Below are 17,312 nucleotides of genomic sequence, written 5' to 3' on the forward strand. Positions count from 1 at the left end.
TCACGGTTGCATCCGGAGTGCGTAGAGGATCAACAGCAGGCCACCCAGCTGACTGCTCATCTGGACGACATACAGCGCCGGGGCGAGGCCCTCGGGCAGCAGGATGGCGAACGGATACAGCCCGAACGGGACGCCGAGCGAGAGACCGAAGCCCGCGGCGACGTACAGCATCGGTCGGCTGTCGTTGCGCCGAAAGCCGCGGTAGGCAACGTAGGCGATCAGCACGCCGATCAGGCCGCTCAGTAGGTTCGCCACCTGCCCGAAGGCGAGGAGCCAGTCGGGAATCTGTGGTTCCTGAATGACCTGGAGGGGGGCTATCCACATCTCACATCCCCTCCACGAGTCTGGTAAACCGATCGGCCATGTCTTCCCGGCGGTCGATCTGCAGTCGGAGCGAGTCCTCCTCGACCTCGACGACGATCCGATCGAGATTCGTCGAGTAGACGGTGTGGTGATGCCCGGCCGAGGGATCGGGTCGTGTCGTCTCGACGAGCAGATCGCACTGCCTGAGATCGTCGAGCCGGCGATACACGGTCGGTTTCGACGCCTCACAGCGCTCGGAGAGATCTGATGCGGACATGGGTTGGCTGCTGGTTTCGGTGAGGATCCGTCTCGCCGTCTCGTCTTCGAGCAGGGCGGCGATGGCTTCGAGATCCGACTCCTCACTCACGATACGAACACTGACAGCCAGCGCTAATAAATCGGTTTCGGGTACTTCAGTTCGTGAAGTCGTGCTCGGGGTAGTATGATACTCCCGGTCCAAGCCGTTTGTATGTCAGTTCGCACCCACGAGGCAACGACGAACGACGAACAGCACCGACTGCTCGAACGATCGTCGACCCTGCTGTCGGTCGGCGTGCTGGCGGCGATGCTCGCCGCGAGCGCACTCGCATACGCGTCACTACCGGAGGCGATGACGATCCAGTGGCGGATGGGACTCGACGGCACCGTCACCACCCGAACGGTCGGTCGAACGCTTGGCGTGACGGCGCTGCCCGCAATCGCGGCGACGACCTGGCTGGCGATCCGGGCAGTGGGCCAGTACTTCCGCTCGCGAGACGACCTGATCGGCGTGCTCTGCTCGGTGTCCGCCGCCGCGACGGTCGTGCTCGTCGGATTCACCCACCTCCTCGTCCTCGGCCTCAACCTCGTTTGAGGCGCGCCGATATCATAAACGACTATCGGGCGGCGGCCTAATCAACCGCCATGACGGTTCACAACGAGAGCGACACGTTCGATATCGGTGGCGATCTGACTGTCCACCGTCTCGGCTTCGGCGCGATGCGGCTCACCGGCGAGCATATCACCGGCGAACCGGCCGACGTCGAGAACGCGCGTGACGTCCTCCGTCGGGCGGTCGACCTCGGCGTCGACTTCGTCGACACCGCCGACTCCTACGGCCCCTCGGTCAGCGAGCGACTTATCGGCGAGACGCTCATGTCCGATCCCGAGTACCGCGAGCAGGTCGTCGTCGCGACGAAAGGCGGGCTGATCCGGCAGGTCGACGAGGGGTTCGAGTGGGCGCGCCACGGCCACCCGGGCTATCTCCAGCACGCGGCATACACGAGTCGTGATCGGCTCCGTGTGGATCAGATCGACCTCTACCAGCTCCACCGGATCGACCCCGACGTGCCGATGGAAGACCAGATTCACGCGCTCGCCGAACTCAAGGACGACGGCGTCATCGGCCATATCGGCCTGAGCAACGTGAGCGTCGAACAGCTAGAACAGGCCCGCGAACTCGTCGACGTCGTGACGGTCCAGAACCAGTACAACGTCGCCAACCGGGAGAACACGGACGTCCTGGACGCGTGCGAGAACTACGGCATCGGCTTCATGCCGTACTCGCCGATGGGCGGCGGTGATCTCGGCGAGTACGCCGACGTGCTCGACGATATCGCGGCGGCGCACGGGGCGTCGCGCTACCAGATTGCGCTCGCGTGGCTGCTCGAACGCTCGGACGTGTTGCTCCCGATTCCGGGCACCTCATCGGTCGAGCATCTGGAAGCGAACGTCGCCGCCTCGATGATCGACCTGCGCGATGAGGAGATGGCGCGACTGGCCGAGTAGCTACTCGCTGCCTGCCGCGTCGACCTTGTCTGCGTGTTTTTCCAGATCGCTCGCCAGTGCTCTCGCTTCCTCGGGCGACAGGTGGACTTCCTCCATGTGGGCCGGGAGGTGCTCTTCGGACATGTTGTCCAGTTCTAGCTGGAGTTTCACCTCGTCGGGGTTCTTTCGCGGGGAGGTCGCGTTCAGGACGGCAAACGAGTCCGCCTCGAACTCGTGGCCTCGCACCGTCGCGTCGATCAGATCGAAGGTCGTGTACGCGTTGACTTTCATCAGCCGGTCCGGCATGTGCGACAGATAGCGACCGACACACTTAGCTTCGCGGTCCTGCGGATCGCCGCGTCACCCCTCGATCATTCCCTTCATGCTCGTGATGTTGATCCGGACGGTGTGGAACTCGATATCGTCGACCGGTCGCTTGAAGATTCGGACGTAGGGAATGTCGAGTTTCTCGTCGTGTTCTTCGAGCGCGGTATCGAGGTTGCTGTCCGTTGTCTCTTCGAGGGTGCCCTCGATTACGACGCTTTTCCAACCATCGTCAGTGTCCTCGTAGACGACCAGCGAGGCGTGATCGGTGGCGTCGCCATACCGTCGCTTCTGGCTCCCGGGCGCGTAGCCCAACCGGAGGTAAACGCACTGCTCGTCGTCGCTGAAAAAGTACGAGACCGGGATAGCGTATGCGTCCGAGTCCTTCGCGAGCGCGAGGACGCCGGTCTGTTGGTCTTGCAGGAACTCTTCGATTTCGATGGAGTCCATTGCTGTGCCGGTCTGTCCAGACATAGATTATTTTTAGTGATATATATACTTCAAACTGGGGGTGGGCCCCGTTGTGATTGACTGTCGCCGACGAACACGACGGTGACTCTGGGCTACTCTTCAGGCAGTCGACCGACGACCGCGTAAAACGGGTCGGTTCCCGGCTGGTCGACGATCCGCTCTGTCTCTGCAAATCCACCAGCAGCAAAATACTCCTCGACGAGCGCCGCCCGTTCATCCATCGACCGCGTCTGCCACGCACGAATCGCCTTTGTTGGGAACATCCGGTTGGTGAAACTCACTACAGCAGTCCCGTCCGCAGCCAGAATGCGTGCGAACTCGCTGAATATCTCACCAGGATACTGCAGATACTGCACCGATAACGCACAGCAGACGACGTCGAAGGAGTCGTCTTCGAGCGGGAGTGTCTGGTTCGAATTGAAATCCTGGCGGAAGTACTCGTCTAGTTGCTCGTTTGCTTCGAGTTCAGCCTCGTTGAGTCCATGCCCCACCACACGCTCCACCGGAACCTCCGGGAGGAACGATACCCAACTGCTCATCGCATCGAAGACACGGTCCCCCGGCGTTAGTACGGATTCGTACAACTCCGTCAGCCGTTCAGTGAAAGCATCATCAGCGTGGGTGACGAACCGGGAAGACTCGTAGAATCCGTCGTCATCGCTGCTATCGATTTTCTGGCGGTCATCGTCCGATAATACTCTCGACACAGTACTCCTGCTAGTGGCTGAGCGATAAAATACTCAGTGCCTGTTGTCCCGAGCGGTTCTGCTGAACGCCTCTGCGTTCGATACTTCTGCGAATGCAACGGCTGGCCAGTAAGAACAGGTACCGGCCCCAGAACGGGCTAGCAGACCCGGCAGTGTTTTCGAGAGCCCTGTTGAATGGATGGCTCTTACTGCGCAGACGCCTCACCCCTCACTGGTGGTGCCCTCTCCGGGGATGAACTGTGCTGCCACCCAGCCGATTCCGGTGGCGATGCAGGCGGGGACCACAACGAAGACCAGCAGTACGACGAAGAGTCCGCCGCGTTCCCCGATACCGCCGTCGACACTCACGGCCGGACTGAGTGCGATCACTGGAACCAGCAACAGAACGATAGCAACGGCGTAGCCGGTTCTCGAAACCGCACCCTGGACCGTTCGGCGACGGACGAGATTGGCAGTAGCACCCAACCAGGCGACAAATCCAAAGAGAAGTGCCCACCCGCTGTTAGTTGCGATCAACAGGACGATGGTTCCCACAGCGCCGACGATAATTCCACCCACAATACCCACCAAGACGGTGAGGGTATTATCGAGAACTCCGTCCGGATCCAACCGCTGTTCGGATTCTTCAGTAGCGGTCCGCTCCTGTGAGTCCGCTGACGCGGCGTCGGAAGCGTCCCACGCCCCGTCTTCGTCCGCGTCGGCGGCATCGAGTTCCTCGGTGAGATCCGCCGAACAGTGCATACAGTAGGTGGCTGTCTGCCCGATTTTGCCCCCGCACTCGGGGCACTGCGGGTCGTCGGCGGCCCTGGTCATACATTGACCCCCGTTCTGAGCCAACATATAAGTGACTTATCAGCTGTTCAGTATGATGAATCGCTGTTCCTAGCGGAATCGTCCGGGGCGGATGGATGGGGTATTGGTTGATCTACCGAATCAGGAGACAAAGGCCGAGACGGCACGAGCCGTGCTCTACGCGGTAGGCGTCAAGTCGGCCGTCTCTAACGGGTCGGTTGGGGCGGCCCAGACGCTGCTATTGAAGTCGATGCCGCCGTTCCATTTTGCGATGACCGTCGTGACCGCGAGGTCGCCGGTGATGTTGGTCATCGTCCACATCCGGTCGAGGACCGAGTCCACCCGCTACTCGACTGCGACTGGGACCGGTGGAACGATCTGCAGACGGTTCCCGACCACTATCGTGTAACGTATTCGCCGGGAACTCAGCAGCGGGAGCGCCGAAAAGTCGGGTAGTTCTGAACCAAAGCAACGGCTCTGTTGTAACCCTCAGAGACTAATGGAAATCGCCCGCTGAATACAGAGCCTCAGTTGATCACAGTGCCACTCATCATAGCTCACCGGCGGACCGTATACTGAACTCACTCACCTCGGAACGCCGAAATAACGGCATCTGAGGCGTCAGGATCGGCTGCGATAATGTATCGTTCGCCGGCCTCCAGTCGCGTTTCGGAGGTGGCGGATCGGTCTCCCCCGGCTCCAGAAATCACGAGACTCCCCTCCGGAAGGTCAACATCCTTGAGAAGTTGGCCTGCTATTGGTGACTCGGAGGCGACGCGGATATCGAACACTTCCATCTCACCGGTGATATCCTCGAATGTTCGCACATCACTCCCGCTGAGTGCGTTCACTGCAGTTTTGATACTTGCACGCTCCGGGAACACGACCTCGTCGACGAGTTGTTCGTACTCGTCGCCGTCGGCATCGGTGATACGCGCCACCGTTCGGATATCCGGTTCGAACGTCCTCGCAGCGAGGCAGACCGCGAGATTAGCTGTAATTGAGGGCGCTAAGCCCCCTTCCTCAGCGAGCGGCGAAGCCGCGAGCAGGGAGGGGATACAGCGCCCGCACGAGTTACTTGCCCTTTCCCCGCCACGCTTACTACCCCTGCGGTCGAACGAGGTAGTAAGATGCTCACCACGCTTCTGGCGTTGTTCAAACGCGACAAAAAGCGTGCAACGTCGGTTGTGGCCGAGTGTCGATTCGGTAGGAGTGGGACACTCCGAACCGCCCCTGAAGGGAAATCGTCTGCGGAGTCTGGAATCCCTGTGCCCACGTTGGGTATAAATTCCGACACAGAAACAGGAAGCCCTGCCCTCAACAAGCGAGGGGCGAGTAGCCCCGAGCGCGGTAGGGCAGGGTAGTTCACTGCTATCGCTGTCTGTTAGCGCGCCGATAACGGTCGTATCGTCCGTGAGAGCATTCGATAGGACGGACGGCTTTGTCGCGTCACCTACCACAACCTCGATGTCGTCCGAGTCCTGCTCGTTTGCACGGTCCGGGTCTCGCTCGATAATTGTCACTTGGTGTCCACGTTGTCTGAAGAACTGTGCTACTCGAAATCCGACCCGTCCGCCGCCAGCGACTAGGATATGACTATTGGTAACTATACACACCAACTTCGACGGCGTACACTAAAGCCCGTTGTTTGGGAGACTGTACTTCGACTGTCGTCGCGCTCGGTGTTTACACTCTGAGTTATGGATCAGCGCGTGCGCTCGCTTGAGTGCGCGCACTGGTGCGTCAACAATCCCCCTCGACGGCGACTCTCTCCGCTCTCTCGTCTCCTCGGCATCTTCGGTTTCGCTCGCTGTCCGGTCCGTGGTTCGCTGTCGTGCTCGGTCGGGGTGGCACATCACACCTCAAAATATGGATGAATAATAATACTGGGTTCTCCGGTGCCGGTTTCGAGGGGTTCAACCGAACTAACGATGCGGGATAACCACCGTTTCCAGTGGATCAACTGGAACACGGAGAACCCAGCGGCGCGTGGCACTTCTCTCCGCCAGTGCTCTCAGGCATACGCCCTAAGAGGTATGTCCTGCTTGGCAGGAACTCCCCCTCCGGGGATCTCGCCTCGACCACCCGGATCACGACGTCGCCACTCCCCAGAACTAAAGTCAACTATATACAACTACGTGAAAACTGCAACTCCACTTGAACTGGAGGGGTTACACAATGGCTTGCCGCCCGGCTGTCGGCCCCTAGCGAGTGAGCCGCCGCATGGTGTCACAGCCCCGGCAGCGATGAACGACGTGGTCGTTGTCGCCGTAGACGCGCTTGAAGTCTGCCGAAACGTGGGCGCCACAGTTCTGGCAGGCGGGGGACTCGTCGCTCTCCGTGACGAGTTTCAACACGCCGACCACCCCCTCGTTCCGCGGCTGTTCGGGCGGTCTATAGCGCCATTTTTCGCGTCATCCGAGTACCGGCAAGTTTCTACACTTACCAGTAAAGTAATGATGGCGATTTCGAGCGTCTTACATACCTGAGAACGCCGACAATGACGTTCTTCAGAATAAGAAGTGGGACCGCCGAGAATTGAACTCGGGTCCTACGGACCCCATCCGCAGAGGATACCACTACCCCACGGTCCCAGTGCATTCGGATAGAGGAGAGTTCAAGTTTTAAGGGCTTCGTTTCGATTCGACCGCGGGACACAATGCCGATAGCGTGCGCCGCGACACTTACCAGCACAACACCCATAACGCCCCCCTGAGAACGTCGGGGACGAATGACTATCGGACTCGATATCGGCGAGCGCTTCACCATCGTCGCGCACGACGACGCCGAATCATCGGCCGAGCGGACGAATTTCGTTGCACTGCCGGCCGAAGAGATGGTGCTCGATATGCTGTCGAGCGGGAGCGTCGAGTACGTCGAGCAGGGCGACTCGGTGTACGCGGTGGGCGACGCCGCCACCGACTTCGCGGGAATGTTCGACGCGCCGGTCCAGTCGCTACTGCGCGGCGGCGTCCTCACCGGCGAGCGCGATGCCGACGCCACGCTGGTCGAACTGCTAATCGCGCAGGTCGCCGGAGACGGCGCGGCGGATGAGCGGGCGACCTACGCCATCCCCGCAGAGCCAGTCGACGAGGACGTCGCGACGCTCTATCACCGGCGCACCATCGACGAGTGCCTCGCCGCGCTGGGCTACGATCCCGATCCAGTCACGCGGGGGCGTGCCGCCGGCTACGCCGGGTTCGGCACCGATGCGCCGTCAGGGCTGGTACTGGTGCTGGGGACCGGCACGAGCGAGGTCTGCTTGCTCGACGACGGGGAACCGCTCGCGGGCTTCGGCCTCAGTCGCGGCGGGAGCTGGATCGACCGGCAGGTCGCCGATGCGACCGATCAGGAACCGAGTGTGGTCGCCGACGAGCGCGAGGGGTACGACCTCACCGGCGGGGACGGCGACGTACTCGGAATGTACTACGAGAACTACCTCTCGTACGTCGTCGACCGCGCCGCCGAGCGTCTCACGACTGCCCTCGACGGTGCGTCGGTCCCGGTCGTCGTCGCCGGCCCGGCCGCCCGATCGGACGGCATCGACGCGACGCTCGAGTCCCTGCTCGCTGATGCCGCGATCCCGTTCGATATCGACACCGTTTGCGTCCTCGACAATCCGGTGACGGCGGTCGCCCGCGGTGCCGTACTCGCTCCCGACGCCGCGGCCGAGCAGTCGGTCGAATCGGCGGTAGCCGAGGCGGAGGCGGGAGCGGCCGCCGGCGCGAGGAAACCGACGGCCGATACCGACGGATCGTCGACTCCCGCGGCGACCGCTGACTCCGGGGCTACTGCCGGTGTGTCTGCTCAGGGGGACGATGTCACCACGTCGGACGATATCGCTCGAACTGTCGACCGATTGGACGATAGCCTCAACGAACTCCGCGACCGGATCGAGACACGGGCCGAGGCCGCGGCGACTGCGGACCTGCGCGAGTCAGTCGAGACGCTCGACGCCCGGTTCGACGAGATCCGGGACGAGCGGATCCCGGCGCTTTCGGCGGGCATCGACACGGTAGCGGACGATTTTGACGGCGTACGGAGCCGCCTCGCCGACCTGGACGAGCGACTGGACGCGGTCGATACCCGACTCGACGACACAGACAAGGAACTGGCGGCGGCCGTCACGAGTATCGAGGATGCGCTTGCGGCACTCCGCGATGACCTCGACGACGTCGAGACCGCCGCTGACTCGCCGGACGACGAACTACTCTCCCGCCTCGCGGCCGTCGAATCGACTGTCGACGAGCGCGCTGGACTGGAGTCGCAGGTCGACTCCCTCCGTGAGACGCTCGACACTGTGGACGCGGCGGCCGACAGTGCCCTCGAACGAGTCGACGAGGTCGAGCAGCGACTCGCCGACGCCGCGACGAAGATCGACCGGACCGCAGAGCGAACCGGGGAACTGGAGACGCGGTTCGAGGACGTTGTAGCAGATGCCGACACGGCCCTGGCCCGTACCGACGGGATCGAGGCGCGGTTCGACGGAGTCGAGGAACAGGCAGCGACTGCGGTAGACCGCACCGACCGACTCGAAGACCGGATCGAGGCGGTCGAGGGAACGGCCGAACGGACCGACAGCCTCGAAGCCAGGGTCGCCAAGGTCGATTCGGCGGTAACGGCCGTCGAACGGTCGCTCGCCGACCGTGCGGCCAATGTCGACGAGAGCCTCGACACGCTGGACGAACGGGTCGCAACGACAAGCGGCACGACGAATACCCTCGAATCGCGTGTCGACGACATCGATGCCAGTGTGGCGGCCACCGACGAGCGCATCGGGCGTATCGAATCCTCGACGGCGGAGACCGACGAGCGCGTCGATACCCTCGAAGGGACGGTTAGAGGACTTGAGGACCGGATCGTTGAGGTGGAGAACCAACTCGAACGGATCGACGAACTCGAAAGCGCCCTCGACCGGACCGACGACCGGATCGACGAACTCGCGGAACTGCGATCCGACGTCACTGCCCTCGAATCGCGCGTCGAAGCGCTCGCCGATGCCGACGACGGGCCGAGCGAGGCCGAACTCCGCGAGATTGCAGTCGACGCGGCGACCGAGCGCGTCCTCGCGCCGACCGCAGGCGTCGTCGGTCTGGTCGCCCTGCTCGCAGGGGGTGTGGTAGCCGCTCTGGGTACGACTGTCCCCGGCGTCGCGGTAGCACTGGTCGGCGTCGCCTGTCTGGCGGTCTACCTCCTCCTCGGGTAACGGTAGCATCCGGTGGCACGGGGTTTATCTCTCTGTTCGTGCTAGTCCCGATGATGACATCCGCACTGTTCGTCGTCAGTCAGGAAGGGTACTGGGGAGAGGAATGTGTCGACCCACTGCAGTTGCTCTCCGACCGTGGCGTCGATATTGAGGTGGCTACGCCGAGCGGCGATAAACCCGTTATCGACGAACGGTCGGTCAATCCCGAAAACGTCGGTGAGGAGACCGCGGAACGCGTAATGGAGTGTCACAACAACGATCCGCGTCTGGCGGATCCGGAACCGCTCGCGACAGTGTCGGCGGACGACTACGACGCAGTCGTCTTCCCCGGCGGCCACGGCACCGTCTGGGACGTCAATCAGGACCGTGACGCCCGCAGACTGCTCCGTAACGCCGTCGAGGGTGACGAGGGACGGGCGCTCGTCGTCTGTCACGCTGTCGCTATCCTCGCGTTCACCAGAGATAGCGACGGCGAGATGCTGGTCGAGGGGCGAAACGTGACCGGGTTCCCCAACGAGTGGGAGGAGGGTATCGTCGACGAGAACGACTGTATGCCGGACGGTAGAAAGCTTTCGTACTGGGTCGAGGACGAAGTTCTGGCGGCCGGTGCTCACTGGGACGCCGAACTCGACGCGGAGACGAGCGTTACCGTCGATGGCGACCTCATCACTGGGCGCGGGCCGGAATCGTCCAACGCGGCCGGTGAGCGACTCGCCGATACGCTCGGTGTCTGAGCAGGGTCAGAGTTTGTAGGTGGCACAGTCGCCCGAACCACACGTCGGACAGGCTCTCTCGGAGACGTCGAGCGAGGTACCACACCGTCTACATTCGTAGAGCACGTCCAATTCCTCCTCGGTGCGTATCACTCCGACTAACCGATTGAGTACCGACATGTAGTATCACGTGTTTAGTTCTCACACGCAACACCCGATTAGTAATGCTATTGATTACACGACAGTTATGGGCGTAAGGCTACGTTTACTGATAGAAATTCGCACAAAAACGGACTACAAGCCTCAGGAGACGAGTTGCTCTTCGCCGCGCTCGACGACGATGCGGCATGGCGGCGAGAGTTTGTTGTAGGACCGGCGGAAGGCTTCTTTGACGGTGGTGGCCTGGTCGACGGTACACCAGGTGGTGAAGATGCGGTCGCCCTCGGGGATGCGTGCGGCGGTGCCGACGATCTTGCCGAAAGACTGGCGCATTCCGTCGGAGACACGGTCGGCGCCTGCACCGGTTGCCTGCTTGTTCTCTCGCAGGACTTGGTGGGGGAACTTGCGCAGGGTCATTCTGTAGTTGTTCTCGCCGAGTTCCTTGATGAGGTGGCGGTTGGCCGACAGGCGGGCGCTTTCGAGCGCGCCGTGACGGAGTTGGACGGCCTCCTCGGTGACGAGGCTGATCTGGACGGGGTACTCGTCGGGATCGGTCTGGAGATCGCCCATCTCGTGCTGGGCGATCTTGGAACCGGGGATCCCTCCCATATACTCGCGGCGAGTGTAGGACGGCTTGTCGATCTGCCGATACATAGAGGCGGGTTTCTCGGACATGGTTGTTACGCGAACCGAGGCCGAGGCTGCCGATAAAGCCTTCGAAGGGAACGAGTCGCGGGCCGGGCCGACGCTCAGACGACGCCGACCTCGCGTGTCACGGCGACGTACAAGACGGCATATTGGAACGCGTTGAAACCACCGTGGATGACTGTGGGGACGAGCAGATTGTCGGTCTGGGCATAGGTGTAGGCGAGCACGAGCGACAGGACGAACGCGAGAGCAAGCCCGCCCAGCGCTGCTGGAAACGAGACGGTGGCGTAGGCCGGCAGATAGATCGCAGCGTAGAGGACGCTACTGAGGACGACCGCACTGGGCTGGGAAAAAGTGGCGTACAGGGACTTCTGGATCACGTTGCGAAAGAGCAGTTCCTCGGCCGGACCAACGAGCAGCATCGAGACGGGCAGGACGGCAAGGAAGATGTCGGGAGACCGCTCGATACCCTGCTCGACGACGCCCGACCGGGACGACGGGACGCCGAGTCCCGCGAGCAGTTCCGCGGCGAAGATCAGGGCGACCAACAGCCCGATGAACCCGCCGATACAGTAGAGCAACTCTCGAGTGTCCAGCCAGTCGAGATCCACGAACTCGAGGCCGTCATCGTGCCAGTAAAGGTAGACTGCGGCGACGACTGTCAGTCCAAGTCCGGCCGCTGTCGGGCTAGCCAACGCGCTGGCGAGCATCTCGTTGCCCGAGAACAGGACGGTCGCGATGGGCCGTAATACGGCATCGAGCACTCCAGCGACGAGTAACGCGCCCACTGCAACGATACTCCTGGCGACGACCGCTTCCGACCGGTCGAGCACTTCGTCTATCCGGAGTTCGCTCCACTCGACCACGCCGGTGAGACCTGTTGCGGTGCCGAAGACGGCGGCTAGTGGTGGCCACAGGGAGACCGACGCTCCGGCGTCCGTCACGACCGCGAGGGCGGTCAGTGCGGAGCCGACCACTCCTACGCTCCCGGTGACAGTGAAGGCCACGCCGACCGGCCGGTCCAGCCAGTCGTATCGACGGGCGAGAAATCCGGCGAGCGTCAAAAAGGAGAACGCGGTCGCAAGCGCCGCCGCCGAGACGGTCACATCAATCGGTTCGGCGACGATGATGACTGACGGCCAGGGCTGAAGCGTCGTCGCTGCGGCGACCGTGGCGAGGACGATTCCGAGTCCGGAGAAGCTACCCTTGTTCATAGGTCTCACGGCACCGCCCGCGAATCCGGTCTGTCGACCCTATTCGATCCGCAGCGTCGTCTTCTCGTCGACTGCGCGGGCTTCCTCGAACTCGCCGCCACCGAGCAGTCCTCGCGCCGCGCGCTTCCCCCACTCGACGGCAGGCTGGTGGAAGGTGTCGATGCCGTACAGTTCGCCCGCCAGTACGCAGGCGGCCTCCATCCCGTACAGCAGTTCCCCGAGGCCACGCTCGTCGACCCGGTCGAGTTCGACGCGGACGTTCGGGCGTCCGGCCGCGGCGAGACTCGCCTCGGTCGCCTCGAACTCGGCGTCGAGCAGGTCACCCAGCGAGCTATCGCCGAGATACGAGAGCCCCTCGATATCGGTGGCGGGGATCTCCAGATCCGTCCGTTCGGTCGGCCGCACGAGCGTAACCATCGTGTTTCGCGGGCCTGCACGGTAGAGCTGTAACTGCGAGTGCTGGTCGGTCGCGCCAAGCGTCCGGACCGGCGTCTGTCCGAGGCCGTCCTTGCCGAGGCTCTCGGCCCATAGCTGTGCGAACCACTCCGCATAGGTCTCCAGCGATTCGGCGTACGGCATCATCGCGTTGACCGTCGCGCCGCGGGCATCGAGCGCGTACGCGGTCGCACCGTAGGCGTAGCCCGGACACTCGAACAACGAGCCAGTGAGACCGTCTGCGGCCTGGCGGGCCCCCGCAAGGATCGCCTCGACGTCGTGCCCGTCGAGCGCCGCCGCCGCGAGGCCGACCGTCGAGAGCACCGAGAACCGCCCCGGGACGCCGTCGGGTACCCGCAGACTCGGCAGGTCGTGGGTCCCAGCGAGGTCGCGAAGCGGCCCCTCGTCGCCGGTCGTGACGACCGTTCGATCGGTCCAGTCGACGCCCGCATCCTCCATCGCCGCCCGCACGACGAGGAAGTTCGACAGGGTCTCCGCGGTCGTCCCGGAGCGCGAGACGACGTTGACGACTGCCTCCGAGAGCGGGACGGACGCGAGCAGGTCGTCGATATGTGCCGGATCCACGTTGTCGAGGACGTGTATCGAGAGGTCCCCGTCGAGCGCGTCGGTGAGCGTCGCCGCGCCGAGCGCGCTCCCACCGATGCCGACGAGCAGGAGATGCTCGGCGTCGTCGAACGGGTCGACCGCCGCCTGAATCACGTCGGGGTCGGCGGTCTCGGGCAAGTTCAGCGCGGCGTAGCCGTGTTCGGCGTTCGCCCGCCCGCGTTCGATCCGCTCGTGTGCTGTCGCCACGTCCTCGTCGAGTCGGTCCAGCGCCGCCCGTGAAACTCCCGGTGAGACCTCCGAAGCGAGCGCGTTGCCGATGTCTACGTCCATACGAACCGATGCACGCGCCGGGGTCAAAAATCCGCCGTATGGGTCCAGCGAACCTGCAGCGCCCCTGTGCGCTCGCTGGCCACCTTCCAGTATCGCGCTCTTTAACCGCCCGCCGTTCTAACTGCGACGTATGACTGACGCGGCGACCGACGGCGCGGCAACTCCGGAACGCTCGGAGGAGAGCGGCTCTCGAAGCATCCTCCGCAAGTCCTACGGCCGGACGTTCCGGTCGAGCGACTCCATACTGCTCCGTTCGTACGCCGTGGTCAGCGCGCTCGTCGGCCTCTTTCTGATCGCGCTCGTCCTGCTGGCGATGCCCATCTGGATCGCCCAGACGGCAGGCCAGACGGCGCTGAACATGATCGGCCGGGCACTGTTGCCCCTGGTGGGTCTCGCCCTGCTCGCTCCGCTCGTCGGCCCCGTACTGTACGCCGAGAAAAACCGGGCGGCGGGTACTGCCGACCGACAGGGAGACGCCACACTCGCCGTTGCGGGCTACCTGTTCGTCGCCTCGATCTATCTGGCACTCGTGATCTCCGCGCCGGTGGAGGCCCGTACCGACCCCCCGGGACTCATCGCCCCGGCCATCGAGTTCTTTTATTCGTTACCGCCGCTCGCCGCACTCGCCCCCCCGGTGCTCGGAGCGATCCTGATCGTCGCCGTCCAGCAGTGGATCATGCGCTGATCGCCCCCGACGCGAAACCCCGAAGTGGCCCGGAGCGCCTACGGGAGGTATGAGCAAGAAAGCAGGCACTTTCGTGGTCACGAGCGCCGCCGACGACGCCGCCATCTTCCGCGACGTGACGGACGGACAGGTACACACGCTCTCTTCGAATCCGAACGTGGTCGAGCGTGAAGTCATCGACGCGACAATAGAACCCGAACCGCCGATGGACGTCGTCTGGTCGGTCGTCGAGATCGAGGGCCGACGGGACATCAAGATCCTCGATTCGGACCTCTCGCCGACGAAACAGGCCAGAGAGATCGCGGCCGAGCAGTCTGTCGGCGACGTCGAACGCATCGAGCGCGCCGGGACGGGTGAGATTCACGTCATCTCCGTGCCGCCGGCGGAAACCACGGCCGCCGCCGCGGACGTTGTCGAGGACCTCGCGACGCTGGAACGCGCGGCGCGACTGGACGCCGTCCGCGTCGAGGTCCGTTCGGACGCCGACAATGGCCTCCTCAACGTCAGATATCTGCCGGACTGAGACAGTCATTGCCGGGATTCGGAGCGTGAATCCGAGCGCGTGGCAGGCCCGACACCAGATCGATTAACTTGAACCGATGTCGTTCTCCGTGAATCGTCCTCACCCGAGCACGTCCGCCAGAAGGTCGACCTCTTCGACTGGGCACTCGACGACGCCGACCGTCGACGGCTAGACGAACTCGACCGCGGCGAACCAGTCTACGACACGCCGGCCAAGGACTGGACTGGCGACGTGTACGGAATCTCGCAGTAGCATCAAAACGACTGCCGGATGCGCAGGGATCAGTCGGATCGCCGTTCCTCGATCAGGCGCATCGCGACGACGGCGAACCCGCTGATCACCAGCAGAAACCGCTCGCCGGTCCCTGCAATGGGGAAGAGGCGTTCGACGTTCTGGGGCGTCTCCTCGGGCGTCGGATTGACGCCGGTCGTGTAGTGGGTTTCCTCGACGGTCCCTTCCGCGGTCTCGCCGTCGATAAACGTCTGGACGACGCCGCGCTGATCGGAGAGCAGGAACTCGCCCGAGAGATCGTAAAACCGGTCGTGAAGCGGCCAGAATAGGTTCACGCCGTTGAAGAAGGCGTCTAACAGGACGTGTGCGAAGACCAGCGCGACCATGCTCACCCAGGTGACTCGGACGCCCCACTCCCCCCACCGGCGTTTGATGTAGGACGTCTCGCGCCAGCGGACGTCCCACCAGAGCGCGAGCAGTACCGCGGCCGGAATGACGAGGTTGTGAAAGTACGCCCGGTGAGCACCGGGGATCCAGATGTCGATGACGGTGTCCAGATCGATCACGGCGGTGACAGCCATTACGAGGACGATGGATCTGGCATCGAAGCGCTGGGCCAGCAGTGCGGTCCCGATCAGTCCGGCCAGCGCGACGTGCACGACCGTAGAGGGCATACCCCTTCTCGGTTCTGTGGTATGTTAGCGTTTACGTACCACCTACTCCAGCCGATGGTACGTCAACTGTCGAACGTCAGTTTCGATATTCTTTTGGTTCGGCCACCCACAGCACATGCCATGACGACTCAGCAGGACCCGCGGCGGAACCTCGCCGAGAAAATCGCCGGCGAGATAACGTTGAGCGAGGATCCCGGCGCGACGCTCCGGAAATGGCGAACGGATTTCGACGCTTCCCAGACCGAACTCGCCGACCAACTCGATATCTCCTCGTCGGTCATCAGCGATTACGAGAGCGGTCGCCGCGCGAGCCCCGGCATTAGCGTCATCAGTCGGATCGTCGAAGGACTGCTCGCAATCGATGAACGCCGTGGCGGCGACCGGATCCGCCAGTACGCCCGCGTGCTCTCGGCCGGGTTCGAGAGCGACATCGTGCTGGATCTGCGCGAGTACTCGACCTCGATGCCGCTCGATCGGTTTTACGACGCCATCGACGCCACCGAAATCGTCGAGGGCGAGCAGGACTCGGTGACCGGCCACACCGTCATCGACAGCATCAGCGCGATCACGCGCCTCTCCAGTGAGGAGTTCTTCCGTCTCTACGGTCAGAGCACGAATCGGAGCCTCGTCTTCACAGGTGTCACTCGCGGCGAGTCGCCCCTGGTCGCGCTCCGCGTCGTCAATCCGACGCCCAACGCGGTCGTCCTGCACGGTCTCGATCCGGACGACCTCTGGGAGCACGCCCCCAAACTGGCGACCATCGACGGCTACTCGCTGGCCGTCTCGAATGCCGACGTCGACGACATGCTCGACGCCATCCGCGACCTTCCCTGATTACTCGACTGTTTCTGCGGTTTCGTCGTCAAGTATCACCACTTCTCCGTCTACCACGTCGACTTCGAGCAGGTGCTGGACGTCGATCGGCAGGTCGACTGGCTCTTCTCCGGTGCGGCGTCTGACAACGACTGCCGCTTCCACCAGTTCGCCGCCCGTCTCGTCGATGGCATCGCACATCGCCTTGATCGTCCCGCCAGTCGCGTAGACGTCGTCGACGAACAGCAGGCGTTCGCCCTCCTCGATGCAGTTGACGTAGAGTTCGTCCTCCGCATAGCCCGTCGTCTGATGGACCGCGACCTCGCTCTCGAAGCCGTAGTCGCGCTTGCGTGCGACCACGAACGGGATCCCGGTCTGCAGACTCAGCGCCGAGGCGTGGTGGATCCCCATCGCTTCGGCCGTGATGATCTTGTCGACCCGATCGAGATCGACGACCGCCTCGAATGCAGTTGCGATCTCCCGTAGCAGGTCCGGTTGAACCTCCGGCAAGCAGTCGGTTACCGGGTGGACGAAGTACTGGTACTCGCCCCGATCGACGATGGGTGCCTCGCGCAGCGTGCGCTTGAGCGTCTCCATACCGAGACATCCCTCGGCAGGAGGCAAAAAACGATCGGGAAGGCAGCACACATGACCCGTGCCAGCGACGTTTTAGGTGCGTAGACCCGCCGGTCCGTGTTTCGGGTCGATGCCAGCAGGACGACACAAAAATCATCCACTCTCAGTCGTCAGTTGCGATACCGATATCCGACC

21 protein-coding genes, 1 tRNA gene and 2 pseudogenes are annotated in these 17,312 nt (G+C 63.1%); 8 read left to right on the plus strand and 16 right to left on the minus strand.

The genetic code is table 11. The features are described 5' to 3' along the window. Window positions 1-324, minus strand: coding sequence for a DUF7521 family protein (locus ACFQL3_RS03620; RefSeq protein WP_377051484.1), 324 nt, complete (start codon window positions 322-324; stop codon window positions 1-3). Window position 325: 1 nt separating this feature from the next. Further along, window positions 326-670: a helix-turn-helix domain-containing protein gene (locus ACFQL3_RS03625; RefSeq protein ID WP_377051486.1), complete on the minus strand. Its 345-nt coding sequence runs from the start codon at window positions 668-670 to the stop codon at window positions 326-328. 102 nt (window positions 671-772) lie between these two features. Here ACFQL3_RS03625 and ACFQL3_RS03630 point away from each other — a divergent pair, with 102 nt between their 5' ends. Further along, entirely contained in the window at window positions 773-1,156 is a 384-nt protein-coding gene (locus tag ACFQL3_RS03630) for a hypothetical protein (RefSeq protein ID WP_377051488.1), read from the plus strand. A gap of 50 nt (window positions 1,157-1,206) precedes the next feature. Next, window positions 1,207-2,070: an aldo/keto reductase gene (locus ACFQL3_RS03635; RefSeq protein WP_377051490.1), complete on the plus strand. Its 864-nt coding sequence runs from the start codon at window positions 1,207-1,209 to the stop codon at window positions 2,068-2,070. Here the strand turns inward: ACFQL3_RS03635 and ACFQL3_RS03640 are convergent, their stop codons facing one another. The 9 genes and pseudogenes from ACFQL3_RS03640 to ACFQL3_RS03680 all read right to left on the minus strand — a co-directional run bounded on the left by ACFQL3_RS03640 (window position 2,071) and on the right by ACFQL3_RS03680 (window position 6,937). After that, a complete protein-coding gene (locus tag ACFQL3_RS03640; RefSeq protein ID WP_377051492.1) occupies window positions 2,071-2,355 on the minus strand; it encodes a DUF6360 family protein in 285 nt (94 codons plus the stop codon). It abuts the gene before it with no gap. A 54-nt stretch (window positions 2,356-2,409) separates the two neighbouring features. Next, a complete protein-coding gene (locus ACFQL3_RS03645) occupies window positions 2,410-2,847 on the minus strand; it encodes a pyridoxamine 5'-phosphate oxidase family protein (protein ID WP_377051494.1) in 438 nt (145 codons plus the stop codon). 89 nt (window positions 2,848-2,936) lie between these two features. Continuing rightward, entirely contained in the window at window positions 2,937-3,551 is a 615-nt protein-coding gene (locus ACFQL3_RS03650) for a class I SAM-dependent methyltransferase (RefSeq protein ID WP_377051496.1), read from the minus strand. Window positions 3,552-3,752: 201 nt separating this feature from the next. After that, window positions 3,753-4,364: a hypothetical protein gene (locus tag ACFQL3_RS03655; RefSeq protein WP_377051498.1), complete on the minus strand. Its 612-nt coding sequence runs from the start codon at window positions 4,362-4,364 to the stop codon at window positions 3,753-3,755. 156 nt (window positions 4,365-4,520) lie between these two features. After that, window positions 4,521-4,685: a hypothetical protein gene (locus ACFQL3_RS03660; RefSeq protein WP_377051500.1), complete on the minus strand. Its 165-nt coding sequence runs from the start codon at window positions 4,683-4,685 to the stop codon at window positions 4,521-4,523. A gap of 239 nt (window positions 4,686-4,924) precedes the next feature. Further along, window positions 4,925-5,284: a TrkA C-terminal domain-containing protein gene (locus tag ACFQL3_RS03665; protein ID WP_377057002.1), complete on the minus strand. Its 360-nt coding sequence runs from the start codon at window positions 5,282-5,284 to the stop codon at window positions 4,925-4,927. Window positions 5,285-5,719: 435 nt separating this feature from the next. Continuing rightward, a pseudogene (locus ACFQL3_RS03670) lies at window positions 5,720-5,959 on the minus strand (NAD-binding protein); the annotation flags it as partial. 588 nt (window positions 5,960-6,547) lie between these two features. Then, complete coding sequence (locus tag ACFQL3_RS03675; protein WP_377051502.1) at window positions 6,548-6,697, minus strand: DUF7563 family protein; 150 nt, start codon at window positions 6,695-6,697, stop codon at window positions 6,548-6,550. 169 nt (window positions 6,698-6,866) lie between these two features. Further along, a tRNA-Pro gene (locus tag ACFQL3_RS03680) sits at window positions 6,867-6,937 on the minus strand. A 137-nt stretch (window positions 6,938-7,074) separates the two neighbouring features. On the opposite strand from ACFQL3_RS03680, the gene ACFQL3_RS03685 reads away from it, so the two are divergent. Together ACFQL3_RS03685 and ACFQL3_RS03690 are read left to right on the plus strand one after the other, a co-directional pair. Further along, a complete protein-coding gene (locus tag ACFQL3_RS03685; RefSeq protein ID WP_377051504.1) occupies window positions 7,075-9,549 on the plus strand; it encodes a hypothetical protein in 2,475 nt (824 codons plus the stop codon). Between the two features lie 53 nt (window positions 9,550-9,602). Next, entirely contained in the window at window positions 9,603-10,283 is a 681-nt protein-coding gene (locus tag ACFQL3_RS03690; protein WP_377051506.1) for a type 1 glutamine amidotransferase domain-containing protein, read from the plus strand. A gap of 282 nt (window positions 10,284-10,565) precedes the next feature. Here ACFQL3_RS03690 and ACFQL3_RS03695 read toward each other — a convergent pair whose 3' ends face one another. The 3 genes from ACFQL3_RS03695 to ACFQL3_RS03705 all read right to left on the minus strand — a co-directional run bounded on the left by ACFQL3_RS03695 (window position 10,566) and on the right by ACFQL3_RS03705 (window position 13,615). Continuing rightward, a complete protein-coding gene (locus ACFQL3_RS03695) occupies window positions 10,566-11,096 on the minus strand; it encodes a 50S ribosomal protein L16 (protein ID WP_377051290.1) in 531 nt (176 codons plus the stop codon). 74 nt (window positions 11,097-11,170) lie between these two features. Then, entirely contained in the window at window positions 11,171-12,283 is a 1,113-nt protein-coding gene (locus ACFQL3_RS03700) for a CPBP family intramembrane glutamic endopeptidase (protein WP_377051508.1), read from the minus strand. A gap of 39 nt (window positions 12,284-12,322) precedes the next feature. Continuing rightward, window positions 12,323-13,615: a glucose-6-phosphate isomerase gene (locus tag ACFQL3_RS03705; protein WP_377051510.1), complete on the minus strand. Its 1,293-nt coding sequence runs from the start codon at window positions 13,613-13,615 to the stop codon at window positions 12,323-12,325. 130 nt (window positions 13,616-13,745) lie between these two features. On the opposite strand from ACFQL3_RS03705, the gene ACFQL3_RS03710 reads away from it, so the two are divergent. The 3 genes and pseudogenes from ACFQL3_RS03710 to ACFQL3_RS03720 form a co-directional block, all read left to right on the plus strand. Continuing rightward, window positions 13,746-14,300 (plus strand): hypothetical protein, encoded by a 555-nt coding sequence (locus ACFQL3_RS03710; RefSeq protein WP_377051512.1) that lies wholly within the window; start codon window positions 13,746-13,748, stop codon window positions 14,298-14,300. 49 nt (window positions 14,301-14,349) lie between these two features. Continuing rightward, entirely contained in the window at window positions 14,350-14,823 is a 474-nt protein-coding gene (locus tag ACFQL3_RS03715; RefSeq protein ID WP_377051514.1) for a DUF5812 family protein, read from the plus strand. 78 nt (window positions 14,824-14,901) lie between these two features. Then, window positions 14,902-15,075 (plus strand): annotated as a pseudogene (locus tag ACFQL3_RS03720) (aldo/keto reductase); the annotation flags it as partial. A 29-nt stretch (window positions 15,076-15,104) separates the two neighbouring features. Here the strand turns inward: ACFQL3_RS03720 and ACFQL3_RS03725 are convergent. Further along, the gene (locus ACFQL3_RS03725) at window positions 15,105-15,728 is read right to left on the minus strand and encodes a metal-dependent hydrolase (RefSeq protein ID WP_377051516.1); all 624 of its coding nucleotides are present in this window, start codon (window positions 15,726-15,728) and stop codon (window positions 15,105-15,107) included. A 120-nt stretch (window positions 15,729-15,848) separates the two neighbouring features. On the opposite strand from ACFQL3_RS03725, the gene ACFQL3_RS03730 reads away from it, so the two are divergent. Beyond that, the gene (locus ACFQL3_RS03730) at window positions 15,849-16,562 is read left to right on the plus strand and encodes a helix-turn-helix domain-containing protein (RefSeq protein ID WP_377051518.1); all 714 of its coding nucleotides are present in this window, start codon (window positions 15,849-15,851) and stop codon (window positions 16,560-16,562) included. Here the strand turns inward: ACFQL3_RS03730 and hpt are convergent, their stop codons facing one another. Then, window positions 16,563-17,138, minus strand: a complete 576-nt coding sequence (hpt, locus tag ACFQL3_RS03735; RefSeq protein ID WP_377051520.1) for a hypoxanthine/guanine phosphoribosyltransferase — start codon at window positions 17,136-17,138, stop codon at window positions 16,563-16,565. Window positions 17,139-17,312: the final 174 nt, after the last annotated feature.

The sequence above is a fragment of the Natronoarchaeum sp. GCM10025321 genome (genome assembly GCF_042663585.1).
Taxonomy (GTDB): domain Archaea; phylum Halobacteriota; class Halobacteria; order Halobacteriales; family Natronoarchaeaceae; genus Natranaeroarchaeum.